The 16,674-nt window shown below is 62.6% G+C and carries 19 protein-coding genes; 15 read left to right on the top strand and 4 right to left on the bottom strand.

Annotated features, from left to right (window positions below):
* Positions 1–101 precede the first annotated feature (101 nt).
* The 5 genes from PSTU_RS20585 to PSTU_RS0108300 are packed head-to-tail and all read left to right on the top strand — an operon-like array spanning position 102 to position 4,165.
* A complete protein-coding gene (locus PSTU_RS20585) occupies positions 102–1,139 on the top strand; it encodes a flagellar hook-length control protein FliK (RefSeq protein WP_085990182.1) in 1,038 nt (345 codons plus the stop codon).
* Positions 1,140–1,175: 36 nt separating this feature from the next.
* Positions 1,176–1,637 carry a flagellar basal body-associated protein FliL gene (gene fliL, locus PSTU_RS0108315; protein ID WP_019340582.1) on the top strand — a complete coding sequence of 154 codons (462 nt, stop codon included), beginning with the start codon at positions 1,176–1,178 and terminating at the stop codon, positions 1,635–1,637.
* A gap of 10 nt (positions 1,638–1,647) precedes the next feature.
* Positions 1,648–2,382, top strand: a complete 735-nt coding sequence (locus PSTU_RS0108310; RefSeq protein WP_019340581.1) for a FliA/WhiG family RNA polymerase sigma factor — start codon at positions 1,648–1,650, stop codon at positions 2,380–2,382.
* 2 nt (positions 2,383–2,384) lie between these two features.
* A complete protein-coding gene (gene motA, locus PSTU_RS0108305; RefSeq protein WP_019340580.1) occupies positions 2,385–3,257 on the top strand; it encodes a flagellar motor stator protein MotA in 873 nt (290 codons plus the stop codon).
* Positions 3,254–4,165, top strand: coding sequence for an OmpA family protein (locus PSTU_RS0108300; protein ID WP_019340579.1), 912 nt, complete (start codon positions 3,254–3,256; stop codon positions 4,163–4,165). Before motA ends, PSTU_RS0108300 begins: the two co-directional genes overlap by 4 nt.
* 301 nt (positions 4,166–4,466) lie before the next feature.
* Here the strand turns inward: PSTU_RS0108300 and PSTU_RS0108295 are convergent, their stop codons facing one another.
* The 4 genes from PSTU_RS0108295 to flgA all read right to left on the bottom strand — a co-directional run bounded on the left by PSTU_RS0108295 (position 4,467) and on the right by flgA (position 8,373).
* The gene (locus PSTU_RS0108295) at positions 4,467–4,949 is read right to left on the bottom strand and encodes a hypothetical protein (RefSeq protein WP_019340578.1); all 483 of its coding nucleotides are present in this window, start codon (positions 4,947–4,949) and stop codon (positions 4,467–4,469) included.
* Complete coding sequence (locus PSTU_RS0108290) at positions 4,946–5,836, bottom strand: winged helix-turn-helix domain-containing protein (protein WP_019340577.1); 891 nt, start codon at positions 5,834–5,836, stop codon at positions 4,946–4,948. Before PSTU_RS0108290 ends, PSTU_RS0108295 begins: the two co-directional genes overlap by 4 nt.
* 345 nt (positions 5,837–6,181) lie before the next feature.
* A complete protein-coding gene (lafA, locus tag PSTU_RS0108285) occupies positions 6,182–7,066 on the bottom strand; it encodes a lateral flagellin LafA (protein ID WP_019340576.1) in 885 nt (294 codons plus the stop codon).
* Between the two features lie 512 nt (positions 7,067–7,578).
* Entirely contained in the window at positions 7,579–8,373 is a 795-nt protein-coding gene (gene flgA / locus PSTU_RS0108280; RefSeq protein WP_019340575.1) for a flagellar basal body P-ring formation chaperone FlgA, read from the bottom strand.
* A 109-nt stretch (positions 8,374–8,482) separates the two neighbouring features.
* Between flgA and flgB the strand changes: the two genes are divergently transcribed.
* From flgB to flgK, 10 genes are all read left to right on the top strand, one after another.
* A complete protein-coding gene (gene flgB / locus PSTU_RS0108275) occupies positions 8,483–8,848 on the top strand; it encodes a flagellar basal body rod protein FlgB (RefSeq protein WP_019340574.1) in 366 nt (121 codons plus the stop codon).
* A gap of 3 nt (positions 8,849–8,851) precedes the next feature.
* Entirely contained in the window at positions 8,852–9,280 is a 429-nt protein-coding gene (gene flgC, locus PSTU_RS0108270; RefSeq protein ID WP_019340573.1) for a flagellar basal body rod protein FlgC, read from the top strand.
* Positions 9,280–9,963: a flagellar hook capping FlgD N-terminal domain-containing protein gene (locus tag PSTU_RS0108265; RefSeq protein WP_019340572.1), complete on the top strand. Its 684-nt coding sequence runs from the start codon at positions 9,280–9,282 to the stop codon at positions 9,961–9,963. Before flgC ends, PSTU_RS0108265 begins: the two co-directional genes overlap by 1 nt.
* A gap of 50 nt (positions 9,964–10,013) precedes the next feature.
* The gene (gene flgE, locus PSTU_RS0108260; RefSeq protein ID WP_019340571.1) at positions 10,014–11,201 is read left to right on the top strand and encodes a flagellar hook protein FlgE; all 1,188 of its coding nucleotides are present in this window, start codon (positions 10,014–10,016) and stop codon (positions 11,199–11,201) included.
* Positions 11,202–11,210: 9 nt separating this feature from the next.
* Positions 11,211–11,939 carry a flagellar basal-body rod protein FlgF gene (gene flgF / locus PSTU_RS0108255; RefSeq protein ID WP_019340570.1) on the top strand — a complete coding sequence of 243 codons (729 nt, stop codon included), beginning with the start codon at positions 11,211–11,213 and terminating at the stop codon, positions 11,937–11,939.
* Between the two features lie 14 nt (positions 11,940–11,953).
* Positions 11,954–12,739 carry a flagellar basal-body rod protein FlgG gene (gene flgG / locus PSTU_RS0108250; protein WP_019340569.1) on the top strand — a complete coding sequence of 262 codons (786 nt, stop codon included), beginning with the start codon at positions 11,954–11,956 and terminating at the stop codon, positions 12,737–12,739.
* Between the two features lie 8 nt (positions 12,740–12,747).
* Positions 12,748–13,410 carry a flagellar basal body L-ring protein FlgH gene (gene flgH, locus PSTU_RS0108245; RefSeq protein WP_019340568.1) on the top strand — a complete coding sequence of 221 codons (663 nt, stop codon included), beginning with the start codon at positions 12,748–12,750 and terminating at the stop codon, positions 13,408–13,410.
* Positions 13,411–13,435: 25 nt separating this feature from the next.
* Complete coding sequence (locus PSTU_RS0108240; RefSeq protein ID WP_019340567.1) at positions 13,436–14,536, top strand: flagellar basal body P-ring protein FlgI; 1,101 nt, start codon at positions 13,436–13,438, stop codon at positions 14,534–14,536.
* Positions 14,537–14,614: 78 nt separating this feature from the next.
* Complete coding sequence (locus PSTU_RS0108235; protein WP_029404680.1) at positions 14,615–15,646, top strand: transglycosylase SLT domain-containing protein; 1,032 nt, start codon at positions 14,615–14,617, stop codon at positions 15,644–15,646.
* Positions 15,643–16,674 (top strand): flagellar hook-associated protein FlgK (flgK, locus tag PSTU_RS0108230; RefSeq protein WP_019340565.1); only part of this gene is annotated, 1,032 nt, incomplete at its 3' end. The genes PSTU_RS0108235 and flgK, both read left to right, overlap by 4 nt.

Genomic DNA, 16,674 nt, shown 5'->3' with positions numbered 1-16,674 from the left:
CCGAGTCCGCGCTGCCAACGCCGGTACGCGCTGCCAGCGGCGGCCAGCCCGCTGCTGGCCGGCAGCTGACAGGCGAGACCCTCCGTGGTTTCGGTGAGCGCATGCAGCATGTATCCAGCGAGAGCGAGGCTCTGCCGAGCGGGTTACCTGCGGCCTTGTTGCAAGGCGCACTGTCGGCCCCGGCAACCGAGCGGGGACAGGTCAGGCAGCTGGGCGGCACCGCCACCCAGGGCGCCGAGACGCCGCAGGAACTGACCCCCGAACAATGGCTGTTGGGCATGATCGATCAGCAGCTGGCCGAAATTCAGGCTCGTGATGCGGGGCGACCGGGTGCGACCGCTGAACCGGCCCCGCAGGCGTTGCCAGAAGCCGTCGTACCGCCAGCGGAGGAACTGCTCGCCTGGTTGCCAGGGCAAGCGCCGCTTGACGATCAGCCGTTCCAGAACGCTCAGGGCGAGCCGCTCCAAGCGCTGATGACAGGTGGCTTTCAGCGCCAAGCCGCCGAGGCGAACCTGGTCATGCCGGCCATGCCGAAGCCCACCGTCGAGGTGAACCTGGCGTCGTCCACAGTCGCACCGACGCTGGCCGAGACCTTGCCGACAGCCTCGCTGGAGCCGCTGCTGGGCGTGGCCGAGCCGGTGGAAGCCGGGGAGCCGCTGACCAGCACAGTCGAGCGTGGACAGACGACGCCGGCCCAGGCGGCTGATCGTGCGCTGAAGCTGCAGGCGCCGGAGGCCAAGTGGGGCGAGCAGATGCTGCATGCACTGCGTGAGAACGTCGATCTGCAGATCCAGCAGAAGATCCAGAGCGCCACCATCCGTCTCGATCCGCCAGAGCTGGGCAGCATGGAAATCATGCTCAGCCATGAGTCGGGCCGGCTGAACGTTCATCTGAGCGCGGCGAACGCCGATGTGGCGCGACTGCTGCAACAGACCAGTGATCGCCTGCGCCATGAACTGGTGGGCCAGCATTTCGTGCAGGTCAACGTGCAGGTGGGTGCCGACAGCGGCGGCCAGCAGGGCCAGCAGCGTCAGCGCGCGGCGCTGGCCGGTGAGGAGTTGCCTCTGGCGGCGCGGTCGCACGAGCAGGAACAGAGCCGGGAGAGCAGTCGCCCCCGGGATGTATTGATCACGGTTTGAACCGATTCAACCTAATTAGTCATTTGTGAGTGTGTTATGTCGACGCCCCGTATTGTCCTGCTGATGCTGTTGCTCAATGTCCTGACCGTTGCCGGCGGCGTTGGCGTCAGTTACTGGCTGCTCAAGCCCGGCCTGGAAGGTACCAGCTCAGAAGCGGTTGTGGAGACTGAGCCGGTCGAGCCGTCGGAGTACGTGTTCTTCCCGGTGGAGAAAGTCATCGTCAGCGTGCGCGGTGATGGGCGTGAGCACTACTTCGTATTGGACCTGGCGCTGCAGGCGGATGCCTCGGATGAGCCGCCGAAATTCGAGCAAGCCGAGCCCATCGTGCGTAATTCGGTGGTGGGTTACCTGTCGTCCCTGTCTTTTGACGAGTTGCGTGGGTTGAAGATCGACGAGTTGCAGGCACGTCTGGAAACGAACCTGTTCGCCGACTTTGCCAGCAAGAATGCCGCGGTGCCCTTCAAGCACGTGCTGGTCAACAAGCTGATCGTGCAGTAAAGGCCCCGCCATGAGTGCCACTTGCCCCATCGACTACTACGGCGCCACGCCGGCCGCGCCCTCGGTGTTTGCGCCGGCGGTCGAGCAGCGCTGGCTGATGCAGTACCTGCCGCTGGTCAAACGTATCGTTCGCCAGCTGTCACTGCAGGCCAACCAGGTGCTCGACCGTGAGGACATGGAACAGATCGGCATGATGGGCTTGCTCGAAGGCCTGCGCCGTTACGGCGAGCCGGACGAAGGCTTCGGCAAGTTCGCTTCCCTGCGTATCCGCGGCGCGATTCTCGATGAGCTTCGCCGCCAGGACTGGCGACCGCGTCAGGTCCGCCAACAGGCACACAAAGTGCGCGATGCAATCCGCGACCTGTCGCGTCAGCTGGGCCATGAACCCAGCGATGAGGAAATCAAGGCCCACACCGGCCTCGATGAAAAGGAATACCAGGAATTTCTTTGTGCTGATTCCTCTGAGGCCATCGAAAGCCTCGACGAGCTGTTGCAGAGCGGCCATGAACATTTCCCGGATACCACCGAGCTGTTCGAGGAGCGCCTGATCAAGGAGCGCGTGCTGGCCCAGGCGCTGGCACGCCTGGATGAGCGCGAGCGTCTGGTTCTGACGCTGTATTACCAGCACGAACTAAGCCTGAAAGAAATCGCCCTGGTGCTGGAAGTCAGCGACGCCCGGGTCTGTCAGCTAAGCAAACAGGCAATCGGCAAGGCTTGCCGGTTCCTCACCGAGAGAAATCAGTAGTCATGCAGAAAGTATTAGGCGCCTTCATCATCATCGGCTGCGTGCTGGGCGGCTACGCCATGGCGCACGGCGACATGGGCATGCTCTGGCAGCCCGCCGAGGTGGTCATCATCCTCGGTGCCGCGCTCGGCAGCCTGGTCGTGGGCAACCCCAAGGAAGTGCTGATCGAGATGCTGCATCAGATCAAGGGCGTGTTCGCCTATCAGCGCCGTGGCGAGGAGTTTCAGCGTCAGTTGCTGATGCTGCTCTACGAATTGCTGGAAATGGTCGATGTCGGCGGGCTCAAGGTGCTCGATTCGCATATCGAGGAGCCGGAGCAGAGCGACCTGTTCGTCCGTTACCCGCTGATTCTGCAGGAACGTAACCTGATGGCCTTCATCGCCGACAACTTCCGTCTGATGGCCATGGGCAAGATTACCGCTCACGAACTGGAAGGCTTCCTCGAGCAGGAACTCGAAGCCATGGAGCACGCCTTGCTGCAGCCGGCGCGTTCGCTGCACAAGATCGGCGAGGCCATGCCCGGCTTCGGCATTCTCGCGGCGATCATGGGCATCATTATCACCATGGGCAGCATCGGCGGCAGCGTCGCGGAAATCGGCGCCCATGTGGCGGCGGCTCTGGTGGGCACGTTCCTCGGCATTTTCTTCTGCTACTGCCTGATGGACCCGCTGTCCAACGCCATGTCGCAGCGGATCAAGACCGAACTGTCGGCGCTCGAATGCGTGCGCACCACGCTGGTCGCTCACGTCGCCGGCAAGCCCACGCTGCTGGCGGTGGACGCGGGGCGCAAGCTGATCGAACAGGACGTCAAACCGGCCTTCCGCCAGCTGGAAAACTGGGTCACCCAGTATGAGGAAGAAAGGGACGCCGCATGAGGAGCCGCGACAAGAGCAAGGGCGGCGGCGACCACGAGATCATCATCAAGCGCCGTAGCAAAAAGGATCACGGCGACGAGCATGGCGGCGCCTGGAAGGTGGCTTTTGCCGACTTCACCCTGGCGATGATGGCGCTGTTCATGGTGCTGTGGATCATCCAGCCGCAGATGGAAAAATCCAACCCGTCCTACGGTGAGATGGAAAGCAACCCGCTGGTCGATGGCGGCGCCGGTATCTTCGACGGTACCAGCCGCTCGCCTCTGGAACTGGACGGGATGCCGGTGCGCCCGCCTCAGGCCGAGAACACAGAGGCTAGCGACTCGAAGCGCGAGCAGGATGGCAGCCACAACTATGGTTCGACCGAAGAGCTGAAGAAGCTTGCCGACCTGATGCGCGAAGTGGCAAACGAAGTCGATGCACTGGCCAACCTCGAAGTGGATGTGGTCCCGCAGGGGCTGCGCATTCTGATCAAGGACGACCAGCAACGCTTCATGTTCCAGCGCGGCAGCGCCACCTTGAACCCGCACTTTCAGAAACTCCTCGGTGTGCTGGCGGGTGTGCTGGTGAAGGTGGATAACAAGCTGATCATCAGCGGTCACACCGATGCCACGCCGTATCGGCAAAAGAACGGTTACAACAACTGGAACCTGTCTGGCGATCGTGCCTTGCGTGCGCGTCATGCCCTGGTCGATGCGGGCCTTGGTGAACGCGCGGTGCTGCAGGTAACGGCGCAGGCCGACGTCATGCCGCTGCACCCCGATGACCCGCAAAACGGCGCCAACCGCCGGGTGGAAATCCTGCTGCTGACCGCCTCGGCCGAAGCGCTGTACAAGGAGCTGTTTGGCGACAGCTACGGCCAGGTGCGCTTCTCCGAAAGTGGAGCGAGCTATAGCGGCGAGGGCTCCTGAAGCGTAGCTTCAAGCAATTCGCGAGCAAGCGCGCTCCGACAGGGCGCGGAGGGCAGACGATGCTTTGTGTAGGAGCCAGCTTGCTGGCGAATGGGCCTCGGGGAGGCCGCAACCTTCGATGCGCGCCGTACCTTCACTCGCAGGCAAGCTCGCTCCCTATGCGCAATGCAGTGCCGGCTCCGTCGTTTAATCCAGCGAAGATCCCGCCCGGACGAGCAACTACCGGCAACGCGGCTACATCGGATTCATCATGACGCCGACGGACACTGACTACCCCGCCATTGCAATGGGCTGCTGTGTTTCAGCCGCGGTGAGGGTGATCGTCAGCGCAATAGACCTGCCGGGTCTCGACGCCGTAGAGGCAGGCGCCGACCTGTTCGAGGGTGATGCGCGCGCCCTTGTGCGAGCCATAGAACAGGTTGAACACCAGTTCGTCGTCCATCTGCTCCTGCGGCCCCAGGCCGTGTACCTGACCCTCTTCGACAACCAGCGACGCCCGCCCGAGCAGATCCGTTTCCAGCCGACCGGATGCCTCGACGATGGCTGGCGCGTTGCGCGTCATCGAGTAAAAGCGGCCCTTGTTGAAGACCAGACTTTGGCTGACCTTGAGGGTCGTGCCGTCGCTCAGCAATACACGCCCACTGGAACTGTAATGACCATCGAGGCTGGACGAAGCCGTGCCGGTAGTGCCCATCGCTACGAACGCCCATAGCAGCAGCGCAGCGGGCGCCATCACCAGTAGCGTGCGTTTGCCGACAGTGCCGGTCTCGTTTTGGCTATTCATTGCAGGCACTCTTGTAAATGGTCGCTGGGAATCGTCTGGATGCGGCTCTTGTGAACCTTGAGCCAATTGACCCGTCCATCATTCTGCAGACAGCGGATTTCATAGAAACCCGGGGACATGTTGACGATTAGCCGGGCCCGTTCGGCACTCATGCTTGCCATGCTATCGACCAGAGGCCGTGTTTCCTTAACCAGCGAATCGAGCAGACGCTGGCTCTTTTCCACATAGAGGACCTCGAGCGCGCCTACCTCGACGGTCTGCATGAACGAGGGCACCGAGCTGCTGGCCAGGCGAAAGCCAAGCGTTGCCAGGCCAACCAGCACCATCATGCCGGTGCCGGCAAGGGCGGCGGCCTGCCATGAGCGAGCGCGTCGTGCTGGTTTGGCCACGCTGTGCGTTGCCGTCGTGCCGGGCACCGGCAGTTCCATCAGCAGAGTGGCTGGCGCCTCGGCAACAGGTACAGGCGTCTCGGCAACAAGCGCCGGCGCCTCGGCGATCGACGGAGGCGCCTCGTCGGCGACCAGGTACTGCGGATTGAACAGATAGCCCCGCCGCGGCAGCGTCTGGATGATCTGGTTGCGGCTGTCAAACAGCGCCTGGCGCAGGGTGTAAATCTGCTGATTAAGGCTACCCTGACCGACGACCCGTCCTTCCCAGGCGTAAGCCATCAACTCATCACGTGAAACGACCTCGCCGGGAACTTGCAGCAGGCGTTCGAGCACGCGACTGCCGGAGAAACCGAGGTCCAGCCGCTCTTCGCTTTCTTCATGTTGCCGCACGAGCTGGTAGCGAGCTGGCTCGAAACGAGCAGCACAACCGCCTCGGCCGGTTTTCAACAGGGGGCAGATGAGGGCATCGGTGGCCGTACGGGTCAAGGATGAGGTCATGAGCACCTAACGTGAGGAGGAAAGACGACTTCCGGCGTGATGAGGTTGGCATACCGGGCGGCGGCATCTTGGCGTCGTTTTTTTGATACTACAAGTCAGTTGTTACAGCAAAGCGCCGAACGGACGTTGCCGGGACACAAGCTGGATCATTGCCAATAGGCATATGTATGCGCTTGCAACGGCATTAAGCCGATTAATCGGGCATATCTTGTGTATGGGGCAACTCCGGGAAAAGGTTTGCCATTGGTCGGAAGCAAAACTTCCTGATGCCGGAAAACGAAAAAGCCCCGAACCAGTCGGGGCTTTTCAACGCCGGTCGTTGCGACCGACGTATAAGGGTGTGGCTTAGCCCAGCAGGCCCATAACCATGCCTGGCATCTGGCCAGCTTGCTTGAGCATGGAAATGCCCGACTGCATGAGCATGGAGTTCTTGCTCATGTTGGCGCTTTCAACGGCGAAGTCGGCATCCATGATCCGGCCCTTGGCCATCTCGGTGTTGTCCTTCATGTTGGCCAGGTTGTTGTTGATATGGTTCAGGCGGTTGATGCTAGCACCGAACTCTGCGCGCATGGAACCGAGTGCGTTGAGGGCGGTTTCTAGCTTGGTGATGGTCCCGTTTGCGTTGTCGTTTAGTGCGGTAGTTGCATCGGCCGTCGTGGCAATCTCTGTCCCGGAGGCGCCCGTAAAGGCAACTGAGCCGCTGGTCAATGCATCAGTTACGCTAGTCAGCGACGCCCCCAAGGAAACATCCATTGTTTCTTCAGCACTGGCACCAATTTGGAACGTCACATCATTCGCAAACTTGCCGGTAGAGCTGAATAGGTTTTCACCAGCGTATTTGGTGTTGTCCATGATATTGGCAAGCTCTTCACCTAGCGCGTCGTATTCACCTTGCAAAGAGATTAGATCTGCGCCGCTATTGGTGTCGTTCGCGCCCTGAGTGGCCAGGTCCTTCATGCGCTGCACGATGTCCGTCATTTCGGAGAACGCACCTTCGGCAGTCTGCAGCATCGAAGTAGCGTCACCGGTGTTACGCATCGCAACGCCCATGCCGCGGCTCTGAGCGTTCAGGCGCGTAGCGATCTGCAGGCCGGCGGCGTCGTCGGCGGCGCTGTTGATGCGCAGACCGGTACCCAGGCGCTGCTGGTTGGTGGCCAGGGCGGAGTTGAACTTGTTCAGGCTGGTGTTGGTGGTCAGTGCGGAATAGTTAGTGTGAATGGACAGGGCCATGGTGATCATCCTTCGTGCATTGGGCTGTTAGGAGCTGGCTTGACTGCCTGCTGAAAAGGTAAGGCGACAGCCCTTGGCGCGGGATTAAATCCTGACGTCAAAAAATTTGGATTCTTTTTGAGCTCATTAAATGGGTGTCGCGGATTAACCCGCCTCAATCATTGACTGCGTAGGAGCGCACGGCTGACTTGCAGACGAGAATTCGAAGAGGGGATCGCGAGCAAGCTCGCTCCTACGAAAGGCGGATGGTGCTGGCTAAGGCTGACAGAGTGCAGGCCGCGACGCGGCGGCACCTCTCGAAAAACAATCGCAAATGTCCCGCTTTATTCGCAACGCTTGCCGGGTCCCTTCGCGGTCGAGACCGCTCCCACAAAAAGCGACGGCGCCGCGCCCACCTATGGGAGCGGTCTTTTTGTAGGAGCCAGCTTGCTGGCGATCCGGACCGCAGAAGGTGATGGTGGCCCGGCCCGTTTTGACCGATTCCTATATAGGTGCCCGCTGTCCCTTCTCGCTCAAAAGGTACTGGTCACCACCCCGGCCTCGAGCACCTTCGCATCGATCACCTTGCCGCTGCGCGTGTTGCGCACGCGGATGACCTCGCCGGGCTGCCCATCGCCAAGGGCTTCGCCGGAGGCGGAGGCTTCGATGCCGTCGTTGCTGGCAACGATCTTCACCGGCTCCCCGCGTTTGACGGCCATGGCCTGCTCCAACAGCGATGGCGTGATGGTCTGGCCGGCACGGATACGGCGTTTGGCGGCCATGCCGATGACTTCATCCAGGCGGTTGTAATAACCGCGCCGGGCCTTGGCGATGTTGATGCGCTCCAATCGGACGTCGCTGTCACGGATCGTCTGGCCGCGATCGATGATCCCCTCGGCATGCACTGCGGGCAGGAATACGTGCGCCTGGGCGGTGGCGCTCAGCGACCAACCGGGCGTGCCCGGGCAGCTGATCGCCAGCTGCTGGCGCTCCATGGCGGAGGGCGCATCGCCGGTGGCGCGTATCTGCAAGACGCCTGCGCAGGGCGCGAGGTTGGCGGCGCTCGCCGGTAGGTCGGTTTCGTAGCGCAGCTGCATGCCCTGCCAGCCCTGGCGCTCCGCCTGCCGCTCGAGCATGTCGCGTACGTGATTTTCCAGCGCTTGCTGTACCTGCGCGGTGGCGTCCGCGCGTGCCTGGGCAACAACGGTCAGCATCAGCAGGGCCGTGACGCACCAGGCGGAAACGGCCTTTCCGCTTCGCTTGCGCAAGGCCTTTCGATGCGGAAGGAGGAACACTGGTGTGGCGCTGCGCTTGATGAAATTACTCATTTAAAACAGCCAGTTACCTGCGTTTGATGGTTCGGCACGGATTCTGCAAACACTCCCGCAAAGCTGCGGGCTGTCGTTCGGTCCGCTCGTGCTGCAAAGGTATCGGTGAATGAGTATACGGATTGATGACGCCCTCGGCGTTCACGAACGCGCCCTGGGTTTGCGCATGCAACGCAGCGAGATTCTCGCGGCGAACCTGGCCAACGAAGACACTCCCGGCTTCCAGGCGCGGGATATCGACTTCAGCAAGGAAATGCAGCGGCTGGACAGCTCGACCTCGTCACGCGCCAGCCTCGCGAGCACCGACCCGCGCCTGCTGTTTCGCGTACCGGGCCAGGCCTCGCAGGACGGCAATACCGTTGAGCTGTCAACCGAGCAAGCGCAGTTCTCGCGCAATTCCATGGATTTCCAGACCAGCCTGACCTTCGTCACGATGAAGTTTCGTGGCTTGAAGCAAGCCATCGAGGGCCGTTAAGCCATGTCATTCGATTCGATCTACCGCATCGCCGGCTCGGCCATGAACGCGCAGACCGTGCGCCTCAACACCGTGGCCAGCAACCTGGCGAACACGGATTCGGCAGCCAACAACGCCGCCGATGTCTATCAGGCGCGCAAGCCGATGTTCGCCGCGGTTTACGAGAACAACTCGCTGACCCGTGGCGTCGGCCTCGGCGGCGCCCATGTTCAGGTGCTCGACGTGGTCACCTCCGGCGCCGAACCCAAGCGCCGCTACGAGCCGGGTAATCCGCTGGCGGACGGCGAAGGCTACGTCTACTACCCCGACATCAATGAGATCGAGGAAATGACCGACATGATGTCGGCCACCCGTAGCTTCGAGACCGGCGTCGAGGTGCTCAATCGCGTTAAAAGCATGCAGCAGAGCCTGCTGCGACTGGGAGAATCCTGATGGCGGTGACCAATAACCTTCAGGGCAGCGGTCTGAACGGCAGCAATGCCAGCGACCTGCCAAAGCAGGCGGTGAATATCAGCGACGCCACGCAGATGGAGAACAACTTCATCAGCCTGATGGTGGCGCAGATCAAATACCAGGACCCGACCAAACCGGTCGACAGCACCGAGTTCCTCAACCAGTTCTCGGCGATGTCCCAGGTCAAGAGCATGGAGAACCTGGCGACCCTGGCGCAGAACAACCTGGTGCTGACCGACAACCTGCAAACGCTCACTGCCGCCGGTTTGGTGGGCCAGCAGGTAAGCGTGGCGGTCGAGTCGCTGGACCTCAATGGTCAGGCCGTCAGTGGTGGGTTCGATCTGAGTCACGCCTCGACAAAGACCGCTGTGCTACTGACCGACTCCAACGGCACGCAGACCCGCATCGAGCTGGGCGCGCAGTCTGCCGGCAAGGTGCCCTTCGTGATCGATCCGGCTAAGCACGGTCTTCGCGAGGGCAAATACAGCGTCAGCATCGAATCGGAAAACGGTGAGTTCCCGCAGGTGGAAGTTGCCGGTCAGGTCTCCAACGTGCGCGTCAGCGCTGAAGGTCCGGTGCTTCAGGTCAATGGCGTCGGTTCGGTGCCGTTCTACAACATCCTTGAATTCGCCCAGGCCGATGCCGGGCTGCTCGGCGGCTGAGCCCCAGGGCTCGCCAGTTTTATTTTCCTTTTGCATATCGAGATCAGCCCATGAGCTTCAATATCGCCCTGACCGGCCTGTCCGCCGTCAACGAACAACTCAACACCATCGGCAACAACATCGCCAACTCCGGCACCGTCGGCTTCAAGTCTTCGCGGACCAACTTCGGCAGCCTTTATGCCGAGAGCCAGGCCATGGGCGTTGAAGTCACCGGCACCAGCCAGAGCATCAGCCAGGGCGGTGCGTTGACCACCACCAACCGCAGCCTGGACCTGGCCATTTCCGGTGGTGGCTTCTTCGTCACCCGCGCCAGCAATGGCGACGTGGCCTACACCCGCGCCGGCGTGTTCGGCACCGACAAGGACAGCTACCTGACCAACAGCCTCGGCCAACGCCTGCAAGGTTATCCGGCCGATGCCACCGGTAATTTGCAGACTGGCGTAGTCGGTGATCTGCAGATGAAGGCCGGCGGCCTGCCCGCCAAGGCCACCGATGAGCTGAGCTTCGTCGCCAACCTCGACGCCAATCAGGAAGTCCGGGCGGTCGCTTTCGATCCGCTGGTCGCCGACAGCTACAACTCCACCTACACCACCAAGCTGTATGACTCCCAGGGCAAGGAACACACCCTGACCCAGTACTTCGCCAAAACGGCGGACAACAGCTGGAACGCCCACTACTACGTAGACGGTACAGCCATCGCCGGCCCGCAAGCGTTGACCTTTGACGGCGCGGGCACGCTTACCGCGCCCATCGGCAAGGTCCCGCTGAATGCCACGCTCACCGGCGGTGTCGATGCCCTGGCCATCCAGCTCGACTACAGCGGCACCAGCCAGTACGGCTCCGAATTCAGCGTCACTAGCAACCGCGCGACCGGCTATTCGGCCGGCGAGCAGACCGGCATGAGCGTGGAGAAGGACGGCAAGGTCTACGCCAGCTACTCCAACGGCGAGCGCTTGCTCCAGGGCCAGGTGGTATTGGCCAACTTCGTCAACGCTGAAGGCCTGAAGAACATCAGTGGCACCGCCTGGACCGAAACCGCCGCCTCTGGCGCGGCCATGCTCGGCGCTCCGGGTGTCGGCCAGTACGGCAACCTGGCCAGCGGCGCGCTGGAAAGCTCCAACGTCGACCTCACCCAGCAGTTGGTAGGCCTGATGGAAGGCCAGCGTAACTACCAGGCCAATACCCAGGTCATTTCCACCAACAAGGAACTGACCCAGGTTCTGTTCAACGCGCTCTGAGGCTGATCCATGGATCGTTTGGGATACACCGCGATGACCGCCGCCAGCCGCACGATGATGTCGCTGCAGGTGCGCTCCAACAACCTCGCCAACGTCAACACACCGGGCTTTCGTGCCGACCTCGAACGTGCTCAGGCGGTAGCGGTGGAAGGCTACGGCTACGACAGCCGGCATATGGCGGTGGTCGAGAACAACGGCGTGAGCCTGGCTGCCGGCCCGCTTATGGCTACCGGCCGCGAGCTGGATTTCGCAGTCAAGGGCACCGGGCTGATCGTCCTGCAGGATGGCGACGGCGAGGCCTATACCCGTCAGGGCAGCATGCAGATCGATGCTGAAGGCCGCCTGACGCTCAACGGTCGTGCCGTGATGGGTGAGGGCGGGCCAATCGAGCTGCCCGAGCATGATCGTGTGGAAATCGGCAACGACGGCACCGTCTCGATCATGGCGCCGGGCGACTGGATGATGGCCGAGGTCGATCGCATCCGTCTGGTCGACGTCGCAGCCGCTGATCTGATGAAAAACGAGGCCGGCCTGCTGGTCACGCGCAATGGCGAACCCGCTGCGCCCAGCGAAGACGTGCGCCTGGCCAGCGGCTTTCTCGAGTCGAGCAACGTTTCGGCCATCGACGAGCTGGCCTCGACCATGAGCCTGAACCGCCTGTTCGAAACCCAGGTAAAGATGATGAAAGCCGCTGAGGACCTCTCCGACGCCGGCAACCGAATGATCCGCGGCAGCTGATCGGGAGATAACGCATGAATTCCGCACTTTGGGTCAGCAAGACCGGCCTGGCTGCACAAGATACCGCCATGGCGACCGTCGCCAACAACCTGGCCAACGTCAACACCAATGGCTTCAAAGCTGATCGCGCGGTCTTCGAAGACCTGTTCTACAGCATCGAAAAGCAGCCCGGCGCGCAGGCAGATGAGATCAACACCGTGCCGTCCGGCATTCAGCTGGGCAGCGGCGTGCGCGTCGCCGGCACCCAGAAGGTGTTCACCGAAGGCAGCATCCAGACCACCGGCCAGCCGATGGATCTGGCGATCGTCGGCCGTGGCTTCTTCCAGGTCGAGTCGCCCAACGGCGACATTCTTTACACCGAGAACGGCCAGTTCCAGCTCAATGCCGAAGGCGTGATGGTCAACGCTCAGGGCCTGCCGCTGACGCCGGCCATCGAAGTACCGCAAGGCAGCACCGGCTTCACCGTCGGCGCGGACGGCATCGTTACCGCCGTGCTGCCGGGCGACACCCTGCCCTCGGAGCTGGGCCAGATCACTCTGGTCAACTTCACCAACCCGGGCGGCCTAGAAGCGCTGGGCGGCAACCTCTATCGCGAAAGCGTTGCCAGCGGCGAAGCTGTGGAAGGTGTGCCGGGCGAAGAGGGCCTCGGCCAGCTCAAGCAGGGCGTACTGGAAGGTTCCAACGTGCAGGTGGTCGAGGCCATGGTAGCGATGATCGCTATTCAGCGTGCCTACGAGGCCAACGCCAAGGTGCTCGATGCCGCCAGCGGCATGCAGCAGTTCCTTAACCAGACCGTCTGAGAATAGTGATGCGTACGCCCATTCTGCTCGTCGTGCTGGCCTTGCTTGGCGGCTGCGCCAGCTTCAACGAAATGCTGCCGGAAGAGCCTTCGACCGAGTACGAACCGCTGGAGCTGGACTACAGCCTGCCGCCGACCACCGGTGGCGGCCTGTTCCGCTCCGGTTACAGCGGCTCGCTGGTCAGCGACAAGCGGGCGGTGCGGGTGGGCGACATTCTCACCGTGGTGCTGGACGAATCCACCCAGTCGAGCAAGAGCGCCGGCACCAGCTTCGGCAAGGAATCGAGCATCGGTATCGACGTGCCCACGGTACTCGGCAAGGCCTATCCGGACGTCGCGACCTCGGCCGGTGCCGAGCGCGACTTCAAGGGCTCGGCCAAGAGCTCGCAGCAGAACACCCTGCAGGGCTCCATCGCGGTGACCGTGCATCGTGTACTGCCCAACGGCACGCTATTGATCAAGGGTGAAAAGACCCTGCGTCTGAATCAGGGCGATGAGTTCATTCGTCTCGCGGGCCTGGTACGGGTCGACGATATCAACCGCTACAACCAGGTGTCCTCGCAAAGCGTGGCCAACGCGAAGATTTCCTACGCCGGGCGCGGTGTGCTCAACGACAGCAACTCGGCCGGCTGGCTGACGCGATTCTTCGCCTCGCCGCTGTTCCCTCTTTAAGTGAAACCTTGAAATGACTAGCCCGATGCGATCCCTGAAGCTGTTTTTCGCCGCCGTCGCGCTGTGCTGGCAACTGCCGGCGCAGGCTGTGCCACTGATGGACCTGGTGGATGTCGAAGGTATCCGCGGCAACCAGCTGATCGGCTATGGCCTGGTGGTCGGTCTGGACGGCACCGGTGACAAGAATCAGGTGAAGTTCACCAACCAGTCGGTGGTCAATATGATCAAGCAGTTCGGCGTGAACCTGCCGCCGAACGTCGACCCGAAGCTGAAAAATGTCGCCGCAGTGACCATTACCGCCACGGTGCCGCCATCCTACAGCGCCGGCCAGAGCGTGGACGTCACGGTGTCATCGCTGGGTGATGCCAAGAGCCTGCGCGGTGGCCAGCTGCTGATGACCCCGCTGCAGGGCGTGGACGGTGAAGTCTATGCGCTGGCCCAAGGCGCGGTGATCGTCGGGGGTGTCAACGCCGAGGGCGCCAGCGGCTCCAAGGTGGCGATCAATACCTCGAACAGCGGCCTGATCCCCAACGGGGCCACCATCGAACGGATGATTCCCAGCGACTTCACCGAGCGTCCGGACGTGATGCTCAACGTGCGCCAGCCAAGCTTCCAGACGGTGACCCGGGTGGTCGATGCGGTCGACGCCTACTTCGGCAAAGGCACCGCTACCGCACTCAACGCCACCAAGATTTCGATTCGCGCGCCGGTTACCAGTACCCAGCGCATGAGCTTCATGGCCATGCTCGAACGTCTGGAAGTGGAGGAGGGCCGCACCCGGCCGAAGGTGGTGTTCAACAGCCGCACCGGCACCGTGGTCGTCGGCCAGGGCGTGCGGGTGAAGGCCGCTGCGGTCGCCCACGGCAGTCTGACCGTCACAATCAGCGAGCGCCCGCAAGTCAGCCAGCCGAACGCCTTCGCCGGCGGTGAAACCGTGGTCACACCGCAGTCGGACGTCGCCATCGAGCAGGACCGCAAGGCCATGTTCAAGTGGCCCGAAGGCGCCAGCCTGGAAAGCATCATCAGCACCATCAATAGTCTCGGCGCTACGCCGGACGACGTGATGAGCATCCTGCAGTCGCTGGAGCGTGCCGGCGCGTTGAATGCCGAACTGATCGTGATGTAAGACCGGGCTGGCGATCCAGCTGTTGTTAACGAAGCAGGCCCGACGCGCAGCAGATTTTGAACAGGTTCCATGACGACCATGAGCATCGTTTCCCTCCCCCAGCACCTCAACACCCTGCGTAACCGCGCCGACGGCCCGACCGCGGCGCGGCGCCAGCAGCTGGAAGTCGTCGCCGAACAGTTCGAGGCGATGTTTCTACAGCAGATCCTCAAGCAGATGCGCAAGGCCGGCGACGTCCTTGGCGCTGGCAACCCCATGCGCAGCCGCGAGCTGGACACCATGCGCGACTTCTACGACGAAGTGCTGGCCGATACCCTGGCCGGCAAGCGCCAGACCGGGATCGCCGACATGCTGGTGCAACAGTTGAGCGGCGAGGCATCAGGCACAGTACCTGCACCCACGGCCCTGGCCGGGCATACCGGTAGCGGGCTACAAGGCGGCGGGCTGCATGCGCTGCGCGGCACCTGGCAGCGCGGTGTCGATGCGCTCGACAGCGCCTGGGAGAGCGGCAAGGCCGGCTTCAAGGCGCTGGTCGACAGCGTGATCAAACATGAATCGAGCGGCAACATCGCCGCCGTATCGCCCAAGGGCGCGCGTGGCCTGATGCAGCTGATGCCCGGCACCGCGCGGGACATGGCGGCCGAGCTGGGCCTGCCGTTCAGCGAGGCGCGGCTGACCAGTGATGCCGAGTACAACAAGCGCCTGGGCAGCGCCTACCTGAACAAGATGCTGGATCGCTACGATGGCCATCAGGCGCTGGCGCTGGCTGCCTATAACGCCGGCCCCGGCCGGGTGGATGAGTGGCTCAAGAGCCACGGTGACCCGCGCACGGGTGAAATCGGCACCGGCGCCTGGGTACAGAAAATCCCCTACGCGGAAACCCGTAACTACACCCGCAACATCCTCAGCGACCTGCGTGCGGCGGCACCGGCGCCAGTCGAGCCGCGCGCACAAATCGAGCCGGCGCGCAGTCCTGCCCTGCCATCACTTAATTCCACTGCCGATGCGGTCGCTCTATCCACTCAGCAACCTCGTGTTGTCGGCAGCGCCCACTCGTCCGTGGCGTTCGCGCAACCGATCCGGGTCGAGCCGAAGGAAGTTAAGTCGTGAGTATTTTGGGTCAAATTGGCTACAGCGGCGTTCGCGCCTCACAGATCGCCCTCTCGGCGACCGGGCAGAACATCGCCAACGTCAACACACCCGGCTTCAGCCGCTTGCGGCCCGACCTGCAGTCGCTGGGCGGGCAGACGGCGGTCAGCATCGGTGGCGGGGTTCAGGTCGGCAGCATCCGGCGGCTGTCCAACGACTTCCAGAATCAGCAGCTCTGGCGCGCCAGTACCGATCAGAACTACTTCGATACCAGCCAGCAGTACCTGACCGCACTCGAAGGGCTGATCGACAGCGAAGGCTCGAGCGTCAGCGTGGGCCTGGACAACTTCTTCGCCGCCGTCAGCGAAGCCAGCTCCACCCCCGAGTCCATCGCCCTGCGCCAGCAGATCATCGGCGAGGCGAAACAGTTGGCGCAGCGTTTCAACGGGCTGAACAGCAACATCGGCACCCAGCTCAACGCACTGCAGGGCCAGCGTGTGGCGATGACCAGCGAGATCAACGGGCTGTCCGGCAACATCGCCGAGCTGAACGCGCAGATCCGCGAGATGGAATCTTCCGGCCGCGACACCGCGACCCTGCGCGACTACCGCGAGAATCTGGTCAAGGACCTCAGCCAGTACGCCGGCATCCGCGTGCAGGACGCCGCCGACGGCACCCTCAACGTCTCGCTGGCCAACGGTCAGCCACTGGTCGCCGGGGCAACGGCCGGGCAGTTGAAGATCAACGCCAACCTCGCCGGTGAACAGGAGATGACGCTGGTCTTTGCCAAGACCACCTTCCCGCTCGACCAGCAGGGCATCGGTGGCTCACTCGGCGGTCTCTACGACATGGAATACGGCGCGCTGCGCCCGGCCCAGCAGGATCTGCACGACATGGCCTCGGCCGTGGCGACGATGATCAATGGCGCCCTGGCCGGTGGCTTCGACCTCAACGGCAATCCGGGCCAGCCGCTGTTCAGCTACAACGCCGGCAGCACTAGCGGCATGCTGGCGGTCAACGCGCTGGGTGCCTCGGAGCTGTCGTTTTCC

This window comes from Stutzerimonas stutzeri SDM-LAC (assembly GCF_000235745.1).
GTDB classification, from domain to species: domain Bacteria; phylum Pseudomonadota; class Gammaproteobacteria; order Pseudomonadales; family Pseudomonadaceae; genus Stutzerimonas; species Stutzerimonas stutzeri_H.
This window is presented reverse-complemented; position numbering and strand designations above follow the sequence as displayed.